A 25,119-nucleotide genomic window follows, 5' to 3' on the forward strand; every position below is an offset into this window, starting at 1 on the left:
TACTGACTCTAACTGCAATAGTGTTCGGGTGAAAGTGCCGGGAGGAAAGAGGCCACCCGACGGCGGTGCGCGCCGGCGAGCACACGCACCGCCGTCGGGCGGCGAACCACTGCAGGGGCCTCAGCCCCGCCCAACCGGCAGGACTGGCCGGTCAGGACTGGCCGGCTCCCGCGCTCACTATCGACTTCACCTGGGAAGCCGAGTCGAGCCGGTAGGAGTAGGGAACGCTCGCGACCGAGCCGCCCTGCTGCCCTCCGCCCGAGTTCACGAAGTGGTTGTTCCGGGCCAGGAGCCCGCCCGCGCTGGACGATCCCTCGCCGCGGTGGAACGGGTCCCCGGTGTTCTCGAAGTAGTTGCCCTCGACCAGCACGCCTGCCTCCTGGGTCGAGGCCACGCCGTAGCTGCCGACGTTCGTGTACAGGTTGTTGAACACGTGCACCGGGTTGCCGAAGCGGACGCGCGGGTTGCGCTGGTTGGTCCCGTCGAACCAGTTGTGGTGGTAGCTGACCCGCAGGTGCCCGCGGTCCTGGGACCCGTTGTCGTCGGAGTGGCCGACGAGCGAGTTCTTGTCCTGCCCGTCGAAGTGGTTCCACGAGATGGTGACGAAGTCCGACCCGCGCTTCGTGTCGACCGAGCCGTCATAGCCCGTGCCGAACGTGTTGTGGTCGATCAGGACGTTGGTGGACGTCTCGATGTTGATCGCGTCGTCGTCCCAGCCGTTGAACGCCAGGTTCTCGACGATCACGTTCTTGACCTGGCGGACGTTCAGGCCGCAGCCGCTGAGCCGCGCGCCGGACGCACCTCGGAGGGTCTTGTTCGAGCCCACCCGGATCATGCCGCTGCAGGAGATGTTCCCCGAGACCTCGACGACCTTCGCCGTGCTGCCGTCGAGGGCAGCGGTCAGCTCCGACACCGTCCGCACGGTGACCTTCGAGGCGCCACCGCCACCCGTGGTGCCACCGTTCTGTGCGGCCCAGCCGACCGCCGTGGCGGTGACCGCGGCCGGCGCGGGCTCCGCGCTGGCGGGACCCGGGACCAGGACGGTGCTCGCGACGAGCACGGCCCCCGCTCCCAGGCCGCCGATGAGCACTGCCATACGTCGTGTTCCAGCCATGTTGATCTTCCTCCTCGTTGAGGTCGATCGGGGACAGCGCAGCCACATCGGCCGGTCCTGCACGGTGCTGCCCTCGAGCGTCGTCGATCCAGGCAGCTCCCGTGCGCGACCGCACACAGAAACCGGTTTCCCCCTGGCTCGTATGAGATTGGGGCAACCGAGGGGTGAAGTCAACAGAGTACTAAGTACCTGCTTTGTATCGGTTTTTCATCCGGGACGTTCCGAGCTCAGTGCTGGACCGCGCGCAGGCTGCCCGCGGCCTCTGCCCGGGTTTCCGCCCGCTCCACCATCGAGGCGATCACGGCGGCGAGCGGGACCAGGACAAGGTTGCCCAGCAGCATGGTGCGCAGGAACGGCAGGCCCGCGACGTAGCTCGCGAGGAGCCCGTCCAGGGTCGCCGGGTACATCCCGTCCATCAGCCAGACGCCGAAGTTGGTCCACGCGAAGAACCACAGCGAACCGCCCACGCCCACCCCGAGCGCGGCGGCGTACCGGCCCGGGCCGCGCAGGTGCCGCGCGAGGATCGCACCGAGCCCGATCACCGCCCACGCCGACCAGGTGAACCACATGATCTGCGTGTTGCCGAGCACCGCGTCGCTGACGGCCACCACGGCGAACGGCACGACCGCCGCCCAGCGGTTGCGCAGCAAGAGCACCGCGAGGAACGTCGCGGCGGTGGCGATCTCGAGGTTCGGCGGCGCGCCCAGCCCGGGCGCGACCAGGCGCCACGCCACGGCGGCGGCCAGCACGAGCACCACCGTCGCGGGACGCCACCAGCGGTGTGCCAGCTCCGCGACCGTCAGGTCGCGCGCACGCGGGTCCTGCGCACGCGGGTCCCGCGCACGGTCGCCGGCGGCGGGTGTCAGTACGTCTCGATCGTCCACGTGATCTCCTGACCGTCCTCGGTCTCCAGTGTGCCCGCCCCGACCTGAGCGGGCTCGCCGTCCACGGACAGCGACCAGAACTCCTTCTTCGAGTCGTCCGCCGCGCGGCCGCCGATGGCGGTCACGAAAGCGTTCTCGCCCTCACCGGTGACCTCGGCGGACGGGTCCGCCTCGAGCAGCAGCTCGAGCGCGGTGGCTCCGGTGCGGCCCGCGTAGCTGAGGGTCTCCGCCCCGGCGGACGGCGAGGCGTCGTCGGACGGCGAGGCGCTGGCCGACGGCGAGGCGGCGTCCGACTGCGCGTTCAGCGTCGCCGGGACCACCGGATCGCGCCCGGCCGCGTCGCCGCCGCAGCCCGCCAGCAGGCCGGTCAGGAGAAGTGCGGCGGTCGCCGCACCGAGGGCCCGGAGCGGGCGGACAGAGGTCTTGTTCACGCCGCCGATTCTAGGTCGGCGCGCTCGGCTGGGCGCAGCCGTCCCAACCCTCGGCGCACTGCCGCGCGCACCCGGGTCAGATCGCGCACCCCGGGTCCGATCTCGATAGGTCAGCTGTCGACCCGTCAGATGTCGACGGACCGGATGTCGACGTGGCAGATGTCGACGTGGCAGATGTCGACGGGTCAGATGTCGACGGGTCAGATGTCGATGCGGGAGCGGTCCAGCTCGGCGGCGCCGGCGATGAGGAACTCCTTGCGGGGCGCCACGTCGGTGCCCATCAGGAGCTCGAACGCGCGCTCGGCCGCCTCGGCGTGCTCGGCCGTGACGCGGCGCAGCGTGCGGTGGCGCGGGTCCATGGTGGTCTCCGCGAGCTGGTCGGCGTCCATCTCGCCCAGACCCTTGTACCGCTGGATGTCGGGCTTGTAGCGGCGTCCGGCCCGGTCGAGCTTCTTGAGCGTGGCGCCCAGCTCGGCCTCCGAGTACGTGTAGATGTACTCGTTCTTGCGCCGGCCGTTGCCGATCACCTCGATCCGGTGCAGCGGCGGTACCGCCGCGAACACGCGGCCGGCCTCCACCATCGGCTTCATGTACCGGTAGAAGAGCGTCAGCAGGAGCGTGCGGATGTGGGCGCCGTCGACGTCGGCGTCGGTCATCATGATGATCTTGCCGTAGCGAGCCGCCTCCAGGTCGAACGACCGGCCGGAGCCCGCGCCGAGCACCTGGATGATCGCCGCGCACTCCGCGTTGCGGAGCATGTCGCTGATCGAGGCCTTCTGGACGTTGAGGATCTTGCCGCGGATCGGCAGCAGCGCCTGGAAGTCGCTGGACCGCGCCAGCTTGGCCGTGCCGAGCGCGCTGTCGCCCTCGACGATGAACAGCTCTGAGCGGTCCACGTCGTTCGAGCGGCAGTCCGCCAGCTTGGCGGGCAGCGAGGAGGTCTCCAGCGCGTTCTTGCGGCGCGAGATCTCCTTCTGCTTGCGGGCGGTGATGCGCGCACGCATCTCCGCGACGACCTTGTCGAGCAGCAGCGAGGCCTGCGTCTTCTCGTCGCGCTTGGCGGAGGTCAGGCGCTCCTGGATCTCCTTCTCGACCACACGCGAGACGATCTGGCGCACCGGGCCGGTGCCCAGCACCTCCTTGGTCTGCCCCTCGAACTGCGGCTCCGAGAGCCGCACGGTGACCACGGCGGTGAGGCCCGCGAGCACGTCGTCCTTCTCGATACGCTCCGCGCCGTCCTTGGCCGAGACCTTGAGCTTGCGCGCGTTGGTCTCCACCCCCTTGCGGATCACCTTGAGGAGCCCCTGCTCGAAGCCCGTCAGGTGCGTGCCGCCCTTGGGCGTCGAGATGATGTTGACGAAGGAGCGCACCTCGGTGTCGTAGCCGGTGCCCCAGCGCAGCGCGATGTCGACCTCGCAGTCGCGCAGCACCTCACGCGGCGTCATGTGGCCGCGCTCGTCCAGCACCGGGACGGTCTCCTTGAAGGTGCCGGCGCCCTGGAGCACCCAGGTCGCGGTGACCGGCGAGTCGGGGGCCAGGAACTCGACGAAGTCGGCAGCGCCGCCGTCGTGCTTGAAGACCTCCTCGTGCGGGCCGTCCTCGCCCGGCGTGCCGGGCAGCCCGCGCTCGTCGCGCACCCGGATCTCGAGGCCCGGGACGAGGAACGTGGTCTGCCGCACGCGGGTGACGAGCTCGTCGTAGCTGAACACCGCGGACTTGGGGAAGATCTGCCGGTCGGCCCAGTAGCGCACGCGGCAGCCGGTGCGGGCGCGCGGCACCTTGCCCGACACGACGAGCTCGGAGTGGTCGACGAACGGCTGGAACGCCGCGTCCGGGTCGGGCCCGGAGGCCGGGTCGGAGAACAGCCCGGGCTCGCCGCGCTGGAAGGTCATGCGGTGCGTCTTGCCGCCGCGGTCCACCTCGACGTCGAGGCGCGCGGACAGCGCGTTGACCACCGAAGCGCCCACGCCGTGCAGACCGCCGGACGCCTGGTAGGAACCGCCGCCGAACTTACCGCCGGCGTGCAGCTTGGTGAAGACCACCTCGACACCGCTCAGGCCGGTCTTGGGCTCGATGTCGACCGGGATGCCACGGCCGTCGTCGGACACCGTCACGGACGTGTCGGCGTGCAGCACGATGCCGATCTTCGTGGCGTGCCCGCCCAGGGCCTCGTCGACGGAGTTGTCGATGATCTCCCAGAGGCAGTGCATCAGGCCCCGGGAGTCGGTGGTCCCGATGTACATACCGGGACGCTTGCGAACCGCCTCGAGACCCTCGAGGACGGACAGGTGGCGAGCGGTGTACGACTCGGACGTTGCGGTCACGGCGACAGCGTAGACGAGGTCACCGACAACCCAGGTGAGGAGGGCCGGTGAGGCGCCTCACGGTCGGTCGCCGCGAACAAATTCACCCCATGACGGAAATTACCCTTTCAGCGCAATTGGGGGCGGATGGGGCCCAAGACTGTGAGGCACGCCGCTATGCTCGCAGCGAACCGGCCACCCGGGCTGGCATGAACCGCGCGAGCGAATGGTTGGATGGAGATGTGACGACCTTGACGACCGAACCGCTCACCGCCCTCGACCGCTGCGACCGCTGCGGCGCGCAGGCTTATGTGCGCGTCGTTCTGCCCGTGGGCGAGCTGCTCTTCTGCGGCCACCACGCCCGCGCACACGCGTCCGCCTATGCGGACGTCGCCACCCATGTCCAGGACGAGACCGACCGGCTCCACGCGGAGCACGGCCAGGCCTGAGATCCAGGCCGGACACCCACCGGACCCCTAGATCCAAGACGGCGGTGAGTCACCCAGCGAGGTGACTCACCGCCGTCGTCATGCCCGCTGTCGCGGTGGTGCGGGTCCGCTATCTCGTCGCGGTCACCGTGTCCACCCAGGAGCCCTGGAAGCCGAGAGCGGTCCGCCAGCCCTCCGCCGTATCGGTCAGCGTTCGGGTGGCACCGTTGGGCGCCACCGCCCGCATGGTCTTGACCTGGCCGCTCGAGTAGCGCTCGGTGACTGCTACCGACTTGACCCAGCCGAGCCCGAAGATGCTCTTCGCGGTCGCCTGCGTGAGCGTGCCCGTCCACGACGTGTTCGGGTTGCCCGGTGCCTGCGCCGAGTAGGGGTCCGCCACGTGCGCGAGGTGGGACTGCGGAGCCGTGCCGAAGGCGTCCTGGTTGCCGGCGGTACCGGAGAAGCCGCCGCCGCTGCCTGACGACGCGAAGTACGGCGTCTCCGCGATCCCGCCCGACGCGTTGCGCACCACCGTGACCGTCGAGGCGTCGTCCTGGCGGGTGGCGTCGACCGCCGCGCGCCACGCCTCGCCCGCCTCGCCGCCCTCCCTCGTCCAGCCGGTGTAGTTCTGGCTGCTGGTGTCGTCGTACAGATGACAGTCGCACGAGGCCTTCAGGCCCTCGACCTTGTCCAGGATCGCGTAGTTGCGGGCGACTATCGCCTGCGCCTCGAGCGCGGCGGCGCCGCCGTAGGCGCTCGTCCCCCACAGCGCCGGCATCTCCTCGATCCCGTAGAGGTACTCGTCGTTGATGACCACCTGGTTGACCACGTTGGGCCGGGCGTTGAGGTCGGTGACACGCAGCCTGCCGTGACGGTAGGTGCCCTGGGCCCCGGACACGGTCACCGTGCCGGCGGTCCCGGCCCAGTAGTCGGTGCCCGTCCACTCCAGGTGAAGAGCCGGGAGGGCGCCGATCGTCTGGCGCACCGTGCCGTTCTCGGTGATCTTCGCGGTGAGGCCCGCCGTCGTGCGGGCTATCGAGATCTTGCGTGCCGACGTGCCCGTCGCGAGCTGGGCCCCGGCGCCGTCGAGCAGGCGCCACGAGCCGGCGGACAGGCTGAGGGTGGTGGCGACCGGGTCGCTCGTCCTGCCGAGCACCTGGACGTCGACGGACGTCCACGGGTTGTTCGCGGTGCTCACCGTCGCGCCCGGGTAGTAGTAGCGCAGGATGTCCGACGCCGTGCTGCCGGTGCGCGCCATCTCGTAGGCGCCGTACTGCGACATGCCGACACCGTGGCCCGCGCCGGAGCCCGCGAAGCTCCACGAGCCGGGCACCACGGTCACGGTCAGGGTGGCGCTCGTCGCCTGGGTCGTCTTGAACCGGTACTTCGTGGTCGCTGACGGCTTGACCGACGCCGTCGCCTTCCCGGTCGAGCCCGTGGTCACGGTCCGGTCCCCGACCCACGAGCCGTTGCTGTACCTCTGCAGCGCCACGGCGGCGTTCGCCACGGGAGCGCCGTCCCGCTGGTAGAGCACAGTGAGCGTCCTCGCCACGCCCGCCGTGGTCGTCGACGTGCCCGACGCGGTGAGCGTGTAGCCCGCCGCCGCGGAGGCGGGCGGCGCGAAGAGGCCCGTCCCGACGAGCAGAGCGAGGACCAGTGCGAGGAACGGAGCGCGCCCGGAGACTGCCCGGGCCCGCTGTGTTCCAGCCTGCCGTGCTCGGGACGCTACTCGGGACGTGGTGCTGAACATTAGGGACACATCGGGCACGTTTCCATACGACGACGCCGGGCGGGAATCCTTCCGAAGAAGATTCACCCGCCCGGCGTAGAGGTTCTACCTCGTCGATCTACCTAGTCGAGGTAGTCGCGCAGCACCTGGGACCGCGAGGGGTGGCGCAGCTTCGACATCGTCTTGGACTCGATCTGGCGGATGCGCTCACGCGTCACGCCGTAGACCTTGCCGATCTCGTCGAGCGTCTTGGGCTGGCCGTCCTGCAGGCCGAACCGCATGGAGACCACGCCGGCCTCGCGCTCGGAGAGCGTGTCGAGCACCTGGTGGAGCTGCTCCTGGAGGAGCGTGAACGACACCGCGTCGGCCGGGACGACAGCCTCGGAGTCCTCGATGAGGTCACCGAACTCGCTGTCGCCGTCCTCGCCGAGCGGGGTGCTCAGCGAGATGGGCTCGCGGCCGTACTTCTGGACCTCGACCACCTTCTCGGGGGTCATGTCCAGCTCCTTGGCCAGTTCCTCCGGCGTGGGCTCGCGGCCCAGGTCCTGGAGCATCTGACGCTGCACACGGGCCAGCTTGTTGATGACCTCGACCATGTGCACCGGGATACGGATGGTGCGGGCCTGGTCGGCCATGGCACGCGTGATCGCCTGCCGGATCCACCAGGTGGCGTAGGTCGAGAACTTGTAGCCCTTGGTGTAGTCGAACTTCTCGACCGCACGGATCAGACCGAGGTTGCCCTCCTGGATCAGGTCCAGGAACAGCATGCCGCGGCCCGTGTAGCGCTTGGCCAGCGAGACCACGAGTCGGAGGTTGGCCTCCAGCAGGTGGTTCTTGGCGCGCTTGCCGTCGTGCGCGATCCACTTGAGGTCACGCTCGAACCGGCGCTGGTCCTTGTCGTCCCGGTTGAACTCCGTGGTGGCAAGGCGCTCTTCCGCGAACAGGCCGGCCTCGATGCGCTTCGCGAGCTCGACCTCCTGCTCCGCGTTCAGCAGCGCGACCTTACCGATCTGCTTCAGGTAGTCCTTGACCGGGTCGGCCGTGGCGCCGGCGGTGACGACCTGCTGCGCGGGCTGGTCGTCGTCGTCCTTGTCGGAGACGACGAAGCCTGCGCTCTCGTCACCCTCCTTGGCCGCCTTGCCGCCGCGACCGCGGGTCGCCTTGGTGACGATCTCGGGGCCGGAGTCGGACTCTTCCTCGGGGTCCTCGACGGCGACGCCGTCGGGCTCGATGTTGTCGTACTTCGACTTGCCCCGAGCGGCAGGCTTCTTGGCAGCGGTCTTCGCCGCCGGCTTCTTGCGCGCGGTCGTGGCGGTCTCGTCGTCGAGGTCGACGTCGTCGACGTCGATCAGCTCGATGTCGTCGACCTCGTCGATCTCGTCGGCGTCCTTCGGCTTCGCGGTGGAGCGCGCCGGAGCCTTCTTGGCGGGGGCCTTGGCGGCCGTCGCACGGGTGCGTCGAGCGGGCTTCGCCTCGGCGTCGCCGTCGGCGGGCGCCTTGGCGACCGCGGTGGAGCGGGTAGCCGCGGCGGCGGCGACCTTGGTCACGGTAGGCAGTCCAACCTGCACGCCGGCGTTGGCCAGTGCGCGCAGCACCGCCTTGAGCCGCCTGGCGTCACCGACCTCCGCGTTCTCGCATGCGCGCCGGAAGCTCTCGGCGTCGACCGAGCCGTCGGCGGCACCTCGAGCAAGGAGCTCCTGCAGGGCAGGATGCTCGAACTCTCGGGGCAGGTTGTCGCGTGCAGGGACAGGAGCGGTATCCTGGGGGGCTTTCAGCGGAGTGGGCGCCACAAACCGACCTTTCGGCATTCGAGGGGGCGGTGTACCGCCGGCGGGGCCTTCACTGGACCTTCTTCTTCCGCCGGCGAACATATATATTGTACCGTCGGCCTCCATGTACGCCGCGACGAACGCGGTGATATGGGCAAAGTCAGTGCGAAGTCACGTCTGGCGGGGCAGCCCCGCGGGTGTATCTCATTTCGCGTGCCAAGAGTCAACGAACCAGGCGGCCCGACCATTCCCGTTTCCGGGGAACTGCTGGGTGGCAGGCTCGTGACCAGGGCCGGGACCGACCGGGACTGACCAGGGCCGGGACCAACGGCCGGTCAGGCCAGGATCAGGCAGGCCAGATCAGGTCAGACCTTCACGGCCAGGACCGGGCACGGCGCCTCGACGAGAATCCGCTGGGCACCCGCGCCCAGGATGAGCTTGCCGACCGGGCTCCGCTTGCGCAGACCGATCACTATGAGATCGGCGCCGGTGCTCGTGGCGGTGCGGATCAGGTCCTCGGCGAGGTCGCCGGTGCCGTGCTCCACCCGCACGTCGACGTCGCCGGCGAGGCTGCTGACGAGCTCGTCGGCCTCGGCCCTGCACTCGTCCTCCGGGCGCTTGCCGTTGGTGACGACGACCAGCGGGACGTTGCGCTCCCTGGCCTCGGTGACAGCGGAGCTGAGAGCCTCTTGGCCCTCTGGCGTGGCGAGGTGGCCGACGACGATCGTCATGATCCCGACGCTACCGCACGCCACGACCCTCTCAGTGCCTCACCCGCGCAGCACCTCACCCGCGGCGCGTCACACAGCCGCCACCTCCTCCGGTTCCCCGCTGTGCGTCACCTGCCGTGAACCCTGCTCGCGCCGCACCCAGCCCGGCGGCACTCCGCCGGCGATCGCCCCACGGAGCAGGAGCGCGAGCCGGTAGCCCGGGTCCACGCCGAGCGCGTCGGAGACCCGCTCGGCAGCCAGGCCGCCGTCACCGCGCCACCACGCGACGAGCGCCAGCAGCAGGTAGGCGGGGGCTCGCCGGTTCCGTGGGACGTGGGTGACCACGGCCTCCAGCACATGGCGTGCCGCACGAGTGATCGCCTCGTCGGGCGGAACACCCTGCTCCGGGTCGACGATCCGCGCCATCACCGCCCCCGTCGCCGCATCCGTGTCACCGTCCACCTCCCGGCGCGCGGTCCGCAGCGCCGCCTCCTCCGTGCCCGGCGCCAGGCTCAGCAGCACCGCGTCCCGCACCGGCGTGTCCGCGAGCGCCGCGCCTATCTTCCCGAGGTCGACCGGAGACAGCGTCAGCGGTTGCCCGGGCCGCACGTCGACCGCGACACGCATCGCGGAGCGCCACAGGCCGAGGCTCTCGGCGCCCCAGTCGCCCAGCTCCCGCTCGGCGCGCAGGGCCTGCGCCTCGACCGCCCGCGGGCCGAAGGCGACCCCCTGCCGTTGCTCGGTGCGACGGGGAGGGGTCGGGAGGTCGATGGGCCCACCGCCGTCCGGGAACCTGGTCGCGTTCAGGAGCCGCCGGTAGGTGTCGGTCCAGCGGGCCGCCGCGCGCCGGGCCTGGGTCCTTGCCTGCTCTGGCGCGGCACGCAGGGCGTACCGCTCCTCGCGGGTGCCGGCCACGATGCGGCCCTCGAGCACCATGTGCGCGGCGACCCGGCTGCCCTTCAGCGCGGACAACGGTCGGCCCTGGGCCGGGCAGCACATCGGGTCGGCGCAGTCGAGCGCCCGGAAGCCCGTCGGGGCGACGAGCCAGGCCTCTGTGCCGGGGAGCCTGCGTTCGAGCCGTGCTCGCAGCAGGTCGACGGCACGGCGCGCGGCCCCCGACGGCGCGGTCGGGTCGGTGGCGGTGTACAGGACAACCACCGCGCGGTCCGCGCCGTCGGCCACCACATGGTCGGTGAGCCAGCGGGCCGTGGCCGCGCCGTCGGGCCCGTGCGGGTCGTCCGGCTGCCGCAGGCGGAGGTCGGCGAGGTCGACCCGGGCCACGAGCCCTACCCGCTGGCGCGGCCCGGTAAGGCTCACCGCGACCACCGACTCAGCGGGCTCGAAGCCGAGCCGGTACGGGATGTAGGCGAGCAGGTCCTCCGGTCCGGCGACGCGGACCACCGTGGCGTTCGGCGCCGCCGATCGCCGGCCGAGGTTCTTCGAGGTGATGTCCTTGGGGTTCATGCCTCGATCTCAGCCGCCCGCCGGGGCCGCGGCGCGCCCAGGAGGGCCGTGTGGACAACGGATCTCCTGTGGTCGACCTCCGCGCCGCACGCTGTCCTCGCGCGGGTCTCTCCCGCTACCGTGTGCAACGTGCCCCACCTCGCCACCACCCGCCGCACGGCAGCGCTCGCCGCCGCCCTCGGGCTGGCGCTCGCGACCGCGGGGTGCGGCACCGGGAGCGCCGGGACGGAGCCGCGGGCGTCGGGTGCCACCGCGGAGAGCGCGCCGGAGGCCCGCGCGGCGGCGTCCGGCGGACCTGCCGAGCTACCGACCTTCGACCCCTCGTCGGCGGTCGCCACCTACGCCGAGGGATTCCCGGAGGACCTGTTCCCGATGCCGGAGGGCGCCACCCTGCTCGCCTCGTCGGCGAGTCCCGCACCCGCTCCGGAGAACACGAAGGACTCGAAGGCCAAGCCGGTCCCGATGACACAGGTGACGCTCAACCTGGCGTCGCGCCTGTCGACCAAAGAAGTGGTCGCCCAGGCGGAGCGGATCCTGGTCGGGCAGGGTTTCAAACGGATCGCGGCGCCGGAGTCGAGCGGCCTGACCGCTCAGACCGCCTTCCGGCGGGTCTCCAGGACGAAGTCGGGCGAGATCCAGGAGTCGCTGGTCGTGGGCGTGCTGGACGACGGGAAGCGGCGCCTCGCCTCGATCAGCGGCACGGTCCGCACCCCATAGGCTGGTGCCGTGTCCGTATCACCCGCCCGTACCGGTGCCCTGAACCCCGCAGCCCTGCTCGACACCGAGAACCTCCGTGCCGACGTCGACGCCGCCGTGACCGCTCATCTCGACGGGCTGGTCGCCGAGGTCGGCGCGATCAGCCCGAGCGCCGAGGCGATCGTCGAGGAAGCGGCAGGTCTGCTGATGGGCGGCAAGCGGCTGCGGGCGGCGTTCTGCTACTGGTCCTTCCGTGCCCACGGCGGCTCCGCCGATCCCACCGACCTGGCCAGGGTCGCCACGGTCCGGGTGGGCGCCGCGCTCGAGCTCTTCCAGGCCGCGGCTCTGCTGCACGACGACGTGATGGACAACTCCGACACCCGCCGCGGCCGCCCCACCACGCACCGCGCGTTCGCCGCCAGGCACGCCTCCGCCGGCTGGTCCGGCGAGCCGGTGCGGTTCGGCGACGCCACCGCGATCCTGCTCGGCGACCTCGTGCTCCTCGCCGCACAGCGTGAGCTCTCCGCGGCGCTCGCGCCGCTCCCCGCCGACGTCGCCGAGGCGGCCCGCGTCCGGTTCGACACCATGCAGAGCGAGGTGGTCGTGGGCCAGTACCTCGACGTGCTGGTCCAGGCCGAGCCCTGGGGAGACGACCCCGCCGCGGACGAGGAGCGCGCCCGAAAGGTGCTGCGCGCCAAGTCCGCCAGCTACTCCGTGGCCGCTCCGCTCGCGCTGGGCGCGCTGCTGGCCGGCCGGGGAGCGCAGGCGGCGGCCGGGATCGAGGCGGCCGGCCTGCCCCTGGGCGAGGCCTTCCAGCTCCGCGACGACGTCCTCGGTGTGTTCGGCGACCCCGTGGTCACGGGCAAGCCCGCCGGTGACGACCTGCGGGAGGGCAAGCGCACGGTGGTCGTGGCACGCACCCTCGCCCTGCTGCCCGACCCGGACGGGCCCGACGCCGCGACGCTGACAGCGGCGCTCGGCGACCCCCACCTCTCCGAGGAGGACGTCACCAGGGTCCGCGAGGTGATCGTCGGCTCGGGCGCGCTGGACGCCGTCGAGCACCTCATCGACGACCTCGCCGTCCGGGCGCACGCCCTGCTCGACCTGGCGGACCTGAGCGAGCCCGGCCGGAGCGTGCTGACCGACCTGGCTCACGCCGCCGTCGACCGGGCCGCGTAACCCGCTCGATCCGGGCGGCGTCCGCGGCGGTCAGGTCACAGGGTCCAGTCACAGGTCCAGTCACAGGGTCCAGATCGTGACCACGCCGCCCTGCTCCAGCTGCTCCCCCGCGGCCGGATCGGACTCCAGGACGCCGCCGAACAGCTCGCCGAAGCCGCGCACCTCCACCTCGTAGCCGGCCTTCTCGAGCAGTCCTTCCGCTTCCTCGACGGTCATCCCGACGACGTCTGGGACGGTGCCCTCCGGCCCCATGCTGACGACCAGCGTGACCGTGCTGCCCTGCTCGGCGCCCTCGCCCTCGCCGGGGTCGGTCCGGATCACCGTGCCGGCCTCCACCGTCTCGTCGAAGGCGTCGTCCCGCGCCACCTCGAACCCCTCGTCGCTCAGCGTGTCGGTCGCGTCGTCGACGTCCAGCCCCGTGACGTCGGGCACGACGACCGGCGGCGGGCCGTCCGAGACGGTGAGCCGGACGCGCTCGTCCGTCGGCACCATGTCGCCGTCGCGGACCGAGGCCCAGATGACCTCGTTCCGCGGGGCATCGTTCGTGTACTCGCGCGAGACCTCGACGTCGGCGAGGCCCACACCCTTCAGGGCGGACCGCGCATCAGCCTCCAGCATGCCGACGAGGCCCTCCGGCACCTCGGCCAGCTCCTGCCCCAGCGAGACCACCAGACGTACCGGCTGGTCGCGGTGCCAGCGCTGCCCCTCGTCGGGCACCACCGAGATGACCTCGCCCTCCGGCACGTCGGAGTCGTGCTGCTCGTCGCTCGACGACTTGAACCCGGCCGCGGTCAGTGCCTCCTCGGCAACCTGCTCGCTGGCACCCACCACGCCGTCGGGCACCACCGAATAGGCACCAGGGCCGCTCTCGGTGTACCACCAGGCGCCGGCGAGGACGGCTATCAGTGCGAGGGCCAGCAGGACCTTGCCGCCTCGCCGGGGCTTCTCCGCGGGCGGCGGCGGAGGCGGGGGCGGCTGCTGGGCGACCCAGCGCCCGGCCGCCGGCCGCTCCACCACTGCGGTACGCGCCGCCTTGACGGCAGCCGGCGACGGCGGCGGCGCCGCGTTGGCGGGTATGTCCAGCACCTCGTTCGGGATCTGCTGGAACGTGTTCCGGAGCGCGTCCAGCGCGACGGCGGCGTCGCGCGGGCGGCGGTCCGGGTCGCGGGCGGTGAGCGCACGGACGAGCAGGTCCAGCGGGCGGCCCAGATGGCCCGCGAACGCGCTCACGGGCGGCACGTCGCTGTTGACGTGCGCGTACGCCACCTGGATCGGCCCCTCCCCCGCGTGCGGCAGGCGGCCCGTGAACATCTCGAAGGCGAGGATGCCCACGGCGTACACGTCGGCGCGCATGTCGACGTGCCCGGTCGAGATGGTCTCGGGAGCGAGGTAGGCGACGGTGCCCAGCACGGTGCCCGTCGTGGTGTTGGACACCTCGGAGATGGCGCGGGCCAGGCCGAAGTCCGCGACCTTCGGGCGGCCCGTACCCGCCTCCAGCAGCACGTTCTCGGGCTTGATGTCCCGGTGCACTATCCCCTTGGCGTGCGCGGCGGCCAGCGCCGAGAGCACCACGTCGAGGACCGCGAACGAGCGGCGCAGCGTGAGCTCGCCGCTGCTGATCAGGTGGCGCAGGTTGGTGCCCGGCACGTACTCCATGGTCAGGTAGCGCATGTCGCCGTCGGTGCCCTGGTCGTAGACCGCCACCACGCCGTGGTGCTGCAGGCCCGCCGCCGAGCGCGCCTCACGCTCGAAGCGCTCCCGGAAGCTCGCGGCCTGCTCGCCGTCCGCCAGGTGGGGGTGCATGACCTTGAGGGCGATCTCACGGTTCAGGCGGCTGTCGTGTGCGCGGTACACCGTGGCCATGCCGCCACGCGCCACGCGCGCGACTATCTGGTACCGCCTGTCGACCAGGCGGCCGATGAGAGGGTCTGCCGTCACCTGAGCCACGGTGGGAGTGTACGGGTGACCACCCACGCCCGGACTGAAACTCTCATTGTGGACACCAGGCCGTTGCCGGATCGTTGCGGCGCCCCGGCCCGTGCCCCGTCGCATACCCTTCTACCGTGACAGATCTCGACGCCCTCGTTGGCGAATGGCTGAACCTGCCCGACCTTTCCGAGATCCTCGGCATCGAGGTCGGCAAGGCCCGCGGCCTGGTCCGTGACCGGCACGTCGTCGGTATCAAGCGCGGCGAGCGCACCATCTTCCAGGTGCCCGCCAAGTTCGTGCTGCCGGAGGTCGACGGCCGCCCCGGTGTCATCCCGACGCTGCGCGGCACCGTGATCGTGCTGGCCGACGCCGGGTTCACCGACGAGGAGATCCTCGAGTGGCTGTTCACGCCGAACGACGAGCTCGGTGAGCCGCCGGTCGACGCCCTGATCAGCGGCAAGCGCGCGGCGGTGCGCCGGGTGGCGCAGACGCTGCTCTAGCCCATAGGGGCGACGGCGAAGATCGATCACCGGGGTCGGCGGTGTGGCGACCGCAGAGGAGGAGCATGAAGTTCCAGATCCTGGGGTCTCTCGAGGCCGAAGGCCCGATAGCTCGCGGAACCGTCTCAGCAGCGATGCCTCGCCGGGTCCTCGCCATGCTGCTGCTCAACTACGACCGGACCGTCACGGTGAGCTCGCTCGTCGACGAGCTCTGGGACGCCCACCCGCCGAAGCTGGCGCGGAAGACGGTGCAGACCTACGTCTACACGTTGCGGAAGCACCTGGACGGCGCCGGTGCCGAGGCGAGCAGGATCGAGTCGTCACCGCTCGGGTACAAGATCCGCGTGGAGCCAGGAGAGCTCGACTACCGGGAGTTCGAGACCGCGGTCCAGCAGGGGCTGGTCACGCTGCGCGGCGGCAACCCCCGCGGAGCGCTGGAACGGTGGCGCGGGGCACTGGGGCTGTGGCGCGGTGCGATGCTGGCCGACGTCCACCTGGGTCCGCTGCTGCAACCGATCGTCACGCGAGTCGAGGGAGACCGGCTCCGGCTGCGGGAGCAGACGATCGACGTCGCCCTCGGCCTCGGCGAGCACCGGGACCTGCTTCCCGAGCTGGAGCTCCTCGCCGCGACCAATCCCTTGCACGAGGGTTTCCACGCCCAGCTCATGACGGCCCTCGGCGGAGCCGGCGACCGCAGCCGCGCGCTCACCGTCTTCACGGAGCTGCGTGACCGGATGGTCGCGCAGCTGGGGCTGGATCCGTCCGCGCGGCTGGTGGAGCTCCAGAGGCAGATCATCGAGGGAACTCTCGAACCCGCGCCCCTGGTCCGCGTCGAGGCGCCGCCGCCCGCCGATCCGTTCCGGACCATCGCACCCGCGCAGCTGCCCCCGGACAGCGAGGACTTCGTCGGACGGCGGTCCGAACACCGCGAGCTGGCGGCACACGTACGCCACGGGTCTGCTGGGAACGCGCCTCGGGTGGTCGTCCTCAAGGGCGCGGCCGGCGCGGGCAAGACGATGCTCGCGACGCACATGGGACACGAGCTGCGGCCCGAGTTCCCCGACGGGCAGCTCTTCGCCGCTCTTGGTCCCGCCGCCGATCCCTTCGACGTGCTCGAGCACTTCCTGCTCGCCTTCGGCATACCGAGGAGCCAGGTCCCGGACACGTTGTCCGAACGCACGGGCCTGTACCGGAGCTGGACCTCGGGACGGCGGGTCCTCGTCGTCCTCGACGACGCCGTGCACGCCGAGACGCTGCGCCACCTGATCCCGGCGGGTCGTGCGTGTGCCGCTCTCGTCACCACCAGGGTCGGCCTGCAGGGTCTGGAGGGCGCACGGCGCGTCGACGTCGGCCCGCTTCCCGTCGCCGACGGCGTGCACCTGCTGCGCCAGGTGGCCGGTGATTCACGGGTCACCGAGGAGCCAGGTGCGGCGAACGAGCTGGTGCGCTTGTGCGACAACCTGCCCCTGGCGATCCGGGCCGCCGCCGAGAAGCTGGCCGCACGTCCCTCGTGGCGGGTCGTGGAGCTCGTCGACCGCATGCGCGACCGCGACCAGCGGCTGCAGGAGCTCGTCACGCGACGCCTGGACCCGAGCGCGTCGTTCGAGGACGCCTACCTCCGGCTGGCGCCCGCATACCGATGGGCCTTCCGGCGGCTGTGTGCCATCGACGGCCCGGACTTCACCATGCAGGACGCCGCGCGGGTCCTCGGTACCGGGCTCGCCGACGCGGAGTGCCCGGTGGCCGAGCTGGACGACGCCAGCCTCCTCACCGTCGCCGAGCCGCGCCCGGACGGTCGGGCGACCTACCGCTTTCCGGAGCTGGTCAGGTTGCACGCGCTGCTGCGCCACGAGCCCGCGCACGCCGTCGACGTCCCGGCCGACGTGCGGCAGTGGACGTCGCACGGCGCCCGGTGGAACGCGCCCGCGTCGGACGACGCGACGAGGCAAGCTACCCGATCACCGACGCACGCCTCTCACGTCGCGTGACGCGCGGAGGCGGCGGTCAGGAGAGGCCGCCCGAGGCGCCGATCGCCTGGCCGGTCACCCAGCGGGCCTGCTCGGAGGCGAGGAACGCGACGACGTCGGCGATGTCCTCGGGACGACCCATCCGGCCGAGCGGTGTCATGCCGATGATCCCGTCCGCGTTCGCCCGGATCTCCGGGCGCAGGCCCTCGGTGTCCGTCAGTCCCGGCAGCACCACGTTGACCGTGACACCTCGTCCCCCGACCTCCTTGGCGAGCGAGTAGGTCATCTGCTCGACGGCGGCCTTGGTCGCGGAGTACACGCCGATCATCGGCATGGTCACCCGGGTGTTCCCCGTCGAGATGCTGATGATCCGGCCGCCGTCGGAGACGATTCGCGCGGAGTTCTTCAGCACGAGGAACGAGCCCTTGAAGTTGACGGCCACGGTCCGGTCGAAGTCCTCCTCCGTGGTCTCGGCGAGCGGCGCCACGAGGTTGATCCCGACGTTGTTCACGACGATGTCGAGCCCGCCGAACGCCCGCTCGGCCTCCTCGAACAGCCGGGCGACGTCCGCGGGGACGCCGAGATCGGCCTGGACCGCCACCGCCTTGCCTCCGCGAGCGCCGATCTCCTCGACCACCTCGTGTGCCGCCTCGGCGCCGGCGACGTAGTTGACCACCACGTTGGCACCTCGTTCCCCCAGGGCCAGGGAGATGGCGCGACCGATGCCTCGCGAGCCGGCGGTGACGAGCGCGTTCTTGCCTTCTAGTTCCATGGGACCGAGTTTCTGGCGGGCCGACCAAGGCCTGACCAAGGAGCGCCCAATCCGCACCGCGCACCAAGAGACATACCTTCAGGCGACTCTGCGGACGTGCCATCATCACTCTGTCCGTGTGCCAGTCCCTGCCAGTGACTGGCCAGTCCCTGCCGGTCCGGCCCGAGGCGGTTTGCGTGGTCGAGCTCAGCGAGTCGGCGGGCCTCCTCCGCCGTGCCGTCGGTCCCGGTCCCGCGGTGCACGCCCTCTGGGGCGCCGCGACGCCGTCGTCGCCGCTGACTCCCGCCGAGGCTCGCGTCATCGCCTCGGCCGCACGCTCGCGATCGGGGTCGACGTCGAGACCGACGCCCCCGTGCCTGCGAACGTGGTGCGATCCGTCATGGACGCCGGTGAGAACCAGGCGATCGAGCGGCTGGCGGCGCAGGACGCGGTGACGCCGTGGGAGCGGCTGCTGTTCAGCGCCAAGGAGACTGTCTACAAGGCGTGGTACCCGCTGCGGCACGAGTGGCTCGGCTTCGAGGACGTCGCCATCGAGCTGAGCACCGACGGTACGTTCCAGGCGCACATCCGCCGCGCGGACACCGCGCCACTCCTCCGGGTGGTCAGCGGCCGCTGGGCCCGGGGGAACGGCGTCGTGATCACCGCGCTGGTGCTGCCCGCAGGTTAGGCGCGGAGCATCTCCGCCACCTGGAACGCCAGCTCCAGCGACTGCTGGTGGTTCAGGCGCGGGTCCACGAGGGTCTCGTAGCGCAGCGCCAGGCCCGCGTCGGAGATCTCCTCGGCTCCGCCCAGCACCTCGGTGACGTCGTCGCCCGTGAGCTCCATGTGCAGCCCGCCCGGCACGGTGCCCAGCGTCTTGTGCACCTCGAAGAAACCGGCGACCTCGTCGAGCACGTCCGTCAGCCGGCGGGTCTTGTACCCGCTGTCCGAGGTGATGGTGTTGCCGTGCATCGGGTCCGTCACCCACGTGACGTTCGCGCCGGACCAGGTCACGGCCTCGACGATGGTCGGAAGCACGTCGCGGACCCGCCCGGCGCCCATGCGCGTGATGAACGTGAGCCGTCCCGGCACGTTGTCCGGGTTCAGGCGTTCGGTGAGCGCCAGGGCGTCGTGCGGCGTCGTCCCCGGGCCGAGCTTCACGCCGATCGGGTTGGCGATGCGGGACATGAAGTCGACGTGGGCGCCGTCGAGCTGGCGGGTGCGCTCCCCGATCCAGAGGAAGTGCGCGCTCGTGTCGTAGGCCTTCCCGGTGCGCTGGTCCGTACGGGTCAGCGCGCGTTCGTAGTCGAGCACGAGAGCCTCGTGGCTCAGGAAGAACTCGACGGAGCGCAGGGCGTCGAAGTCGGCGCCGCACGCGTGCATGAACCGGATGGCGCGGTCGATCTCGTCCGCCGTCTTCTCGTACCGCGCGTAGGCGGGGTTCCGCATGAAGCCGCGGTTCCACTCGTGCACCTGGCGCAGGTCGGCGAAACCGCCCTGCGTGAAGGCGCGCACCACGTTCGCCGTGGCGGCCGAGATCCGGTAGGCCTGCTCGAGCCGTTCCGGGTCGGGGATGCGGGCCTCCGGTGTGAACGGGAACCCGTTGATCATGTCGCCGCGGTAGGCCGGCAGGGTCACGCCGTCGCGCGTCTCGGTGTCGCTGGAGCGGGGCTTGGCGTACTGGCCCGCCATGCGGCCCATCTTCACGACCGGCGTGCTCGCGCCGTGGGTCAGCACCACAGCCATCTGCAGGATCGTGCGGATCTTGTTGCGGATGCGGTCCGCGTTCGCCTCGGCGAACGTCTCCGCGCAGTCCCCGCCCTGAAGCAGGAACGCCTCACCCCGACCGGCGGCGGCGAGCCGCTCGGTCAGGATGTCGGCCTGTGCGGGCACCACTATGGGCGCGGCCTGCGCCAGGCGGCCGGTGGCGGCCGCGAGCGCCGCCGGGTCCGGCCACGTGGGCTGCTGGAGCGCCGTGAGCGTGCGGTAGTGGTCCAGACCTGCCGGACCTGCCGGGTCGGCCGACCGTTCGGCCGGATCAGTGACAGTGCTCATCGGCTCGCCGGCCCGTCCGCTACCAGTGGTGCCCGCACGGTGCTCAGTGCTCCGCCGGGGCGGCGGGGACGAGCGGCTGGCCGATGTCCGCGAGGAGCTCGCCGAACCACTCCTGCGAGACGTCGAACGCCTTGCCGCCGGCGATCCGCGGGAACGCGATCGCCTTGAGGCGGTCGCCGTCCTCCTCGTCGTGGCCGATGACGCCGGACTCGCCGCGCAGCGCGCACTCCACCGCGTAGTCGGTCATCGACTTGATGAGGCGCAGGTCGTCGCTGTTCGCGGCCGCGGCGCGCGAGTAGTAGCCCGACTTCTGCACCATGGTCTTCTCGGCGCCCAGCTTCTCCGCGAACTGCTTGGCGAACCACTGGCCGGGGTTGATCGTGTCGAGCTTGACGTGGCCGAAGGGGTCGCGCTCCACGGTCTCGCCCGCCGCCTCGAGCTGGGCCACGATCTCGTGCATGCCAGCACCCTCCGACAGGAAGATGTTGACGTTGCCGATCTCGTCCATGACGCCGCGCAGGCGCTTGGCCTCACCCTCGAGGTCGATCTCCAGCTCGGGCAGGAACACCGCGTGCACGTCCCAGCGCTCGCGCGACAGGCCGAGGGCGGGTGCCCACTCCTGCTCGTCGAGCCACTCGCGGTACTTGCCGGCCGTCGCCGCCGTCAGCCAGCCGCAGTGGCGGCCCATGACCTCGTGCACGATCAGCATGCGCGGGCCCACGCGGTTCTCACCGATGATGTTGGCCGCGAACTTCGCGCCCTCCTCGGCGGCGGTCCACGCGCCCAGCGACTGCTTGATCGGCACGACGTCGTTGTCGATCGTCTTCGGCAGACCCACGACGGTGAGCTCGTAGCCGTTGTCGTGCAGGTAGGCGGCGAGGTCAGCGGCCGTCGTGTTGGTGTCGTCGCCGCCGATGGTGTGCAGCACGTCCACGCCGTCGGCCTTGAGCTGCTCCGCGGCGACGTGCAGCGGGTCCTGCCCCTCCTTGACGAGGCCGCGCTTGACCGCGTCCTTGACGTTGGTGAGCTTGACGCGCGAGTTGCCGATCGGCGAGCCGCCGAAGCGGTGCAGGACATGAGCCTGTGCGCGGGCCTCCTCGCCGATCTCGATCTTGTTGCCGGTCAGCAGGCCGTGGTAGCCGTGCAGGTAGGCGATGATCTCGATCTCGGGGTCGAGCTCGGTGTAACGCTCGATCAGGCCACCGACCGAGGACGACAGGCAGGGCGCGAAGCCGCCGGCGGTCAGCAGAGCCACACGACGAACAGCCATCTTCAGGAGCACCTCTCATCGGGAAAAGTTCACGGGCGCCGCTGCCGGCGATCGCCCGCGCGGCACCCTTCGTCGTCATCCTACTGACGGCCGCCGACAGTGCCCGGCACGTCCGGTGAATGAGCACGCGACTTGCGTCTCGACTCGGAGCCGCAGCGCGTGAGAGAATTGTCCTGAGCCTCCCGGTTGCCTAATGGCCCGGGAGGCTTTCTGTTATGACGAACTCCCCTGCCTCCGCGGCCGCACGGCTGACGATCCGCCCCACGACTCCGGCCGACCTCCCCGTCCTGGAACGGCTCTGGCTGCTGTTCCAGCACGACATGTCCGAGATCACCGGGGCGCTCCCCGACGCGGCAGGCCAGTTCCGGCGCGAACGGCTCGACGCGACGTTCACCGACCCGGACAGGTGCGGCTTCCTCGCCCACCTGGAGCCCGACGGCGCCCCGCCGTCACCCGTCGGCTTCGCGCTGGTCCGGGCGCTCGACGGCCCGGCCCGCGTGCTCACCTCGTTCTTCGTGGTCCGTGCGGCACGCCGGAGCGGCGTCGGGCGGGAGCTCGCGGCGCACGTCCTGGCGACCTTCCCGGGGCACTGGGAGATCGCGTTCCAGGACGCCAACCCGCCGGCGGTGCGGTTCTGGCGGGCCGTGGCCACCGACGCCGTCGGGCAGGCATGGACCGAGGAGCACCGGGCGGTGCCCGGCCGGCCGGAGCTGCCGCCGGACTCCTGGATCTCGTTCACGACGGGATAGCGGGCACCGGACACGGCACGACGGCGGAGCGCGGCCGTGCGACTTCGGTCGGTTGCGTCAACGCCGACACGACTTCGGTCCGTTGCTCTGAGATCGGTCGTTTGATTGACCGATCTCAGAGCAACGGACCGAAGTCGTGCCGTCCCACCAGCAACCGACCGAAGTCAGCAACCGGCCGAGGAAGCTCAGCCGATGAGGTGCAGGCTCTCCTTGTTCTTGTCCGCGTAGAGGCGCTCGACGTCCGCGTCGAAGTCCTTCAGGAACACCGACCGCTTCACGCTCTGCTTCGGCGTGAGGTATCCGTTCTCGATGGTCAGGTCCTCCGCCAGCACCGTGTACTTGCGGATCGACTCGGCCTTCGAGACGGCCTTGTTGGCGCGCTGGACCGCCTCGTCCAGCGCGGCCAGGACGTCGGGGTCCTTGCGGGCCTCGTCCACGGAGAGCGCGGGCTTGCCGTGCATCTTCAGCCAGCCCGGCAGACCCTCGGCGTCGAGCGTCACCAGCGCGCCGATGTACGGCTTGTTGTCACCGACCACCACGCACTGGCTGACCAGGGCGTGCGACCGGATCCGGTCCTCGAGGTTCGAGGGCGCCACGTTCTTGCCGCCCGCGGTGACGATGATCTCCTTCTTGCGACCGGTGATCGTGAGGAACCCGTCGGCGTCCAGCACGCCCAGGTCGCCGGTGAGGAACCAGCCGTCCTCGGTGAACGACTCCGCGGTGGCGGCCTCGTTGTTGTGGTACGCCCGGAAGATGTTCGAGCCCTTGAGGAGGATCTCGCCGTCCGCCGCGATCTTGACGGAGCAGCCCGGCAGCGGCGGGCCGACCGTGCCGATCTTCGTCGCCGTCGGGCGGGTCACGGTTGCCGGGGCCGTGGACTCGGTGAGGCCGTAGCCCTCGAGCACGGTGAGGCCCAGCCCGCGGTAGAAGTGACCGAGGCGCTCGCCCAGCGGGCCGCCGCCCGAGACGGCGAACTCCGCCTGGCCGCCCAGCTTGGCCCGCAGCTTCGAGAACACCAGCGCGCTGGCGACCGAGTGCTGCAGCTTCAGGCCGAGGCTCGGGCCCGACGGCGTGTCGAGCGCCCGCGACCATGCGATACCCGTCGCCGTCGCCCAGTGGAAGATCTTCGACTTGCCGCCGGCCGCCGCCGTCTGCTCGGCCGTGTTGTAGACCTTCTCGAACACCCGCGGCACCGCGAGGATGAACGTGGGCCTGAACTCGCCCAGGCCGTCGACCAGCGTCGTCGTGTCACCCCAGTGTCCGGTGACCACACCGCCCGCCACGGCGAGCACGTGCACGTAGCGCGCGAACACGTGCGCCATCGGGATGAACAGGAGGGTGCGTCCGCCGTCCTTGGCGAACACCTCCGGCACGGCCTCGACGGCGTTCACCGCGAGCGACGCGAAGTTGCGGTGCGTCAGCTCTGCACCCTTGGGGCGGCCCGTGGTGCCCGACGTGTAGATGATCGTGGCGAGGTCGTCGAGGTCCGCGAGGGCGCGACGACGGGTGATCTCGTCGTCGGGCACGTCCACGCCGTCGGCCTCGAGTGCGTCCAGCGCGCCGTCGTCGATGACGAGCACGTTGAGCACGTGGGGGCAGGCGGCACGGACCTCTTCGACGGTGGCGGCGTTGGCCGCGGACTCCGTGAAGACGAGCTTCACGTCGGCGTCGGACAGGATCCACTCGACCTGTTCGGCCGAAGAGGTCTCGTAGACCGGTACCGGCACCGCGCCGGCGGCCCAGGCCGCGAAGTCCAGCACAGCCCACTCGTACCGGGTGCGGGACATGATCCCGACCTTGTCGCCGGGCTCGATACCGCGGGCCACGAGGCCCTTCGCCACGGCGACCACCTGGGCGTCGAACTGGCCGGCCGTGACGACCCGCCAGGGCTCGCCCTTGCCGACCGGGACCTCCATCATCGGCTTGTCGGCACCGGCGCCGACACGATCCGCGAGTACATCGTTGAGATTGGAGGTGGGGGGCAGCTCGATGAGGATCGCGCTGTTGATCTCGTCCATTCTGACTCCAGTGGCAGTACTGACCGTGCCTGCAAAGATACCGGGAAACGGACGCCGCGTGTTGCACTCCGGGCGGTCGCTACCCTGGTTCTGTGCACCTTTCGGTGCAGTCCCCTTCTCGACGGCCCGGGCGGCCGTCGTGCAAACGAGAGAACGTGAGGACGAATGCACGCCATCGGGGTCGACATCGGCGGCACGAAGATCGCTGTGGGAGTCGTCGACGAGGAGGGCAAGATCCTCGCCCAGGTACGCCGGGAGACCGACGCCGACGACGTCGCGCACATCGACAAGGCGATCGCCGACGCCTGCAACGAGCTGGTCCGCGAGCACGAGGTCGGTGCGATCGGGCTCGCCGCGGCGGGCTTCGTCAGCCCGGACCGGACGTCCGTGAACTTCGCCCCCAACATCGCCTGGCGGGAGTACCCGCTGGCCGCGAAGGTGGCCGAGCTGGTCGACGCCGACCTGCCCATCGTCGTGGAGAACGACGCGAACGCCGCGGGCTGGGCCGAGTTCCGGTTCGGCGCGGGCCGCGACGCCACCGACATGCTCATGCTCACGGTCGGCACCGGACTCGGCGGCGCCGTCGTCTCCGAGCGGGAGCTCGTGCGCGGAAAATGGGGCATGGCCGCCGAGGTGGGCCACATGCGCGTGGTGCCGGAGGGGCACTACTGCGGCTGCGGCCACGAGGGCTGCTGGGAGCAGTACGCGTCGGGCAGCGCGCTGGAGCGCGACGCCCAGCACGCCGCGGTCGCGCGCGACGGGCAGGCGAAGCGGCTGCTGGAGCTCGCAGGCGGCGACCCTGCCGGGATCCGCGGCAAGATGGTGACGCAGGCCGCCCAGGAGGGCGACGAGCTCGCGATCGAGCTGCTCGCCACGCTCGGGCGCTGGATCGGTGAGGGCTCGGCGTCGGTGGCAGCCCTGCTCGACCCGGAGCTCATCGTCATCGGCGGTGGCGTGGGCGCGGCCGGCGAGCTGCTGCTCGGTCCGGTCCGGCGAGGCTTCGAGGCCCAGCTGTCCGCGATGGGCCACCGGCCCGTGGCGAAGATCGAGCTGGCCGAGCACGGTAACGAGGCCGGCATCGTCGGCGCGGCGGACCTCGCCCGCCGCTGAGAGCCCCAGCCGAAGATGTCAGAAGCTCAGTTCACCCGGGTGAACTGAGCTTCTGACACGTTC

The 25,119-nt window shown here is 71.1% G+C and carries 21 protein-coding genes; 8 read left to right on the forward strand and 13 right to left on the reverse strand.

The features are described 5' to 3' along the window. Positions 1–151 precede the first annotated feature (151 nt). The 4 genes from ACFO6V_RS08155 to ACFO6V_RS08170 form a co-directional block, all read right to left on the reverse strand. On the reverse strand, positions 152–1,114 hold the full coding sequence (locus ACFO6V_RS08155; RefSeq protein WP_377134070.1) for a pectate lyase family protein: 963 nt from the start codon (positions 1,112–1,114) through the stop codon (positions 152–154). Between the two features lie 227 nt (positions 1,115–1,341). Further along, a complete protein-coding gene (locus ACFO6V_RS08160; RefSeq protein ID WP_377134072.1) occupies positions 1,342–1,998 on the reverse strand; it encodes a DUF6580 family putative transport protein in 657 nt (218 codons plus the stop codon). Further along, positions 1,977–2,429, reverse strand: coding sequence for a DUF4430 domain-containing protein (locus tag ACFO6V_RS08165; RefSeq protein WP_377134074.1), 453 nt, complete (start codon positions 2,427–2,429; stop codon positions 1,977–1,979). The genes ACFO6V_RS08160 and ACFO6V_RS08165 overlap by 22 nt, the downstream gene beginning before the upstream one ends. A gap of 200 nt (positions 2,430–2,629) precedes the next feature. After that, positions 2,630–4,753 carry a DNA gyrase/topoisomerase IV subunit B gene (locus ACFO6V_RS08170; protein WP_377134076.1) on the reverse strand — a complete coding sequence of 708 codons (2,124 nt, stop codon included), beginning with the start codon at positions 4,751–4,753 and terminating at the stop codon, positions 2,630–2,632. Between the two features lie 221 nt (positions 4,754–4,974). Between ACFO6V_RS08170 and ACFO6V_RS08175 the strand changes: the two genes are divergently transcribed. Beyond that, entirely contained in the window at positions 4,975–5,181 is a 207-nt protein-coding gene (locus ACFO6V_RS08175) for a DUF7455 domain-containing protein (protein ID WP_020014335.1), read from the forward strand. 109 nt (positions 5,182–5,290) lie between these two features. Here ACFO6V_RS08175 and ACFO6V_RS08180 read toward each other — a convergent pair whose 3' ends face one another. The 4 genes from ACFO6V_RS08180 to ACFO6V_RS08195 all read right to left on the reverse strand — a co-directional run bounded on the left by ACFO6V_RS08180 (position 5,291) and on the right by ACFO6V_RS08195 (position 10,832). Then, entirely contained in the window at positions 5,291–6,910 is a 1,620-nt protein-coding gene (locus ACFO6V_RS08180; RefSeq protein WP_377134079.1) for a SpoIID/LytB domain-containing protein, read from the reverse strand. Between the two features lie 101 nt (positions 6,911–7,011). Further along, on the reverse strand, positions 7,012–8,697 hold the full coding sequence (locus tag ACFO6V_RS08185) for an RNA polymerase sigma factor (RefSeq protein ID WP_377134081.1): 1,686 nt from the start codon (positions 8,695–8,697) through the stop codon (positions 7,012–7,014). A gap of 326 nt (positions 8,698–9,023) precedes the next feature. Further along, positions 9,024–9,389 carry a universal stress protein gene (locus ACFO6V_RS08190; RefSeq protein ID WP_377134083.1) on the reverse strand — a complete coding sequence of 122 codons (366 nt, stop codon included), beginning with the start codon at positions 9,387–9,389 and terminating at the stop codon, positions 9,024–9,026. A gap of 69 nt (positions 9,390–9,458) precedes the next feature. Beyond that, positions 9,459–10,832, reverse strand: a complete 1,374-nt coding sequence (locus ACFO6V_RS08195) for a DUF4192 domain-containing protein (RefSeq protein ID WP_377134085.1) — start codon at positions 10,830–10,832, stop codon at positions 9,459–9,461. A 129-nt stretch (positions 10,833–10,961) separates the two neighbouring features. On the opposite strand from ACFO6V_RS08195, the gene ACFO6V_RS08200 reads away from it, so the two are divergent. Together ACFO6V_RS08200 and ACFO6V_RS08205 are read left to right on the forward strand one after the other, a co-directional pair. Continuing rightward, positions 10,962–11,549, forward strand: a complete 588-nt coding sequence (locus ACFO6V_RS08200; protein ID WP_377134087.1) for a hypothetical protein — start codon at positions 10,962–10,964, stop codon at positions 11,547–11,549. A 9-nt stretch (positions 11,550–11,558) separates the two neighbouring features. Beyond that, complete coding sequence (locus ACFO6V_RS08205) at positions 11,559–12,707, forward strand: polyprenyl synthetase family protein (RefSeq protein WP_377134089.1); 1,149 nt, start codon at positions 11,559–11,561, stop codon at positions 12,705–12,707. Positions 12,708–12,767: 60 nt separating this feature from the next. Here the strand turns inward: ACFO6V_RS08205 and pknB are convergent, their stop codons facing one another. Further along, a complete protein-coding gene (pknB, locus tag ACFO6V_RS08210; protein WP_377134091.1) occupies positions 12,768–14,645 on the reverse strand; it encodes a Stk1 family PASTA domain-containing Ser/Thr kinase in 1,878 nt (625 codons plus the stop codon). Positions 14,646–14,770: 125 nt separating this feature from the next. On the opposite strand from pknB, the gene ACFO6V_RS08215 reads away from it, so the two are divergent. Both ACFO6V_RS08215 and ACFO6V_RS08220 read left to right on the forward strand, forming a co-directional pair. Beyond that, entirely contained in the window at positions 14,771–15,136 is a 366-nt protein-coding gene (locus ACFO6V_RS08215) for an Rv2175c family DNA-binding protein (RefSeq protein ID WP_377134093.1), read from the forward strand. Between the two features lie 65 nt (positions 15,137–15,201). Beyond that, complete coding sequence (locus ACFO6V_RS08220) at positions 15,202–17,124, forward strand: AfsR/SARP family transcriptional regulator (protein ID WP_377134096.1); 1,923 nt, start codon at positions 15,202–15,204, stop codon at positions 17,122–17,124. Between the two features lie 16 nt (positions 17,125–17,140). Here the strand turns inward: ACFO6V_RS08220 and ACFO6V_RS08225 are convergent, their stop codons facing one another. After that, on the reverse strand, positions 17,141–17,875 hold the full coding sequence (locus ACFO6V_RS08225) for an SDR family oxidoreductase (protein WP_377134098.1): 735 nt from the start codon (positions 17,873–17,875) through the stop codon (positions 17,141–17,143). On the opposite strand from ACFO6V_RS08225, the gene ACFO6V_RS08230 reads away from it, so the two are divergent. Then, positions 17,874–18,542, forward strand: coding sequence for a 4'-phosphopantetheinyl transferase superfamily protein (locus ACFO6V_RS08230; protein WP_377134100.1), 669 nt, complete (start codon positions 17,874–17,876; stop codon positions 18,540–18,542). The genes ACFO6V_RS08225 and ACFO6V_RS08230 overlap by 2 nt on opposite strands. Here ACFO6V_RS08230 and ACFO6V_RS08235 read toward each other — a convergent pair. Both ACFO6V_RS08235 and ACFO6V_RS08240 read right to left on the reverse strand, forming a co-directional pair. Further along, positions 18,539–19,909: a class II 3-deoxy-7-phosphoheptulonate synthase gene (locus tag ACFO6V_RS08235; RefSeq protein WP_377134102.1), complete on the reverse strand. Its 1,371-nt coding sequence runs from the start codon at positions 19,907–19,909 to the stop codon at positions 18,539–18,541. The two genes, ACFO6V_RS08230 and ACFO6V_RS08235, sit on opposite strands and share 4 nt — an antisense overlap. Positions 19,910–19,952: 43 nt before the next feature. Further along, a complete protein-coding gene (locus ACFO6V_RS08240) occupies positions 19,953–21,179 on the reverse strand; it encodes a pyrophosphate--fructose-6-phosphate 1-phosphotransferase (RefSeq protein ID WP_377134105.1) in 1,227 nt (408 codons plus the stop codon). 215 nt (positions 21,180–21,394) lie between these two features. On the opposite strand from ACFO6V_RS08240, the gene ACFO6V_RS08245 reads away from it, so the two are divergent. Beyond that, positions 21,395–21,928 (forward strand): GNAT family N-acetyltransferase, encoded by a 534-nt coding sequence (locus tag ACFO6V_RS08245; protein WP_377134107.1) that lies wholly within the window; start codon positions 21,395–21,397, stop codon positions 21,926–21,928. Positions 21,929–22,113: 185 nt separating this feature from the next. Here the strand turns inward: ACFO6V_RS08245 and ACFO6V_RS08250 are convergent, their stop codons facing one another. Next, positions 22,114–23,946 (reverse strand): AMP-dependent synthetase/ligase, encoded by a 1,833-nt coding sequence (locus ACFO6V_RS08250; RefSeq protein WP_377134109.1) that lies wholly within the window; start codon positions 23,944–23,946, stop codon positions 22,114–22,116. 165 nt (positions 23,947–24,111) lie between these two features. Here ACFO6V_RS08250 and ACFO6V_RS08255 point away from each other — a divergent pair, with 165 nt between their 5' ends. After that, positions 24,112–25,056, forward strand: coding sequence for an ROK family glucokinase (locus tag ACFO6V_RS08255; RefSeq protein ID WP_377134111.1), 945 nt, complete (start codon positions 24,112–24,114; stop codon positions 25,054–25,056). The last annotated feature ends 63 nt before the right edge of the window (positions 25,057–25,119 follow it).

It is taken from the genome of Promicromonospora alba (assembly GCF_042654905.1).
Lineage (GTDB): Bacteria > Actinomycetota > Actinomycetes > Actinomycetales > Cellulomonadaceae > Promicromonospora > Promicromonospora alba.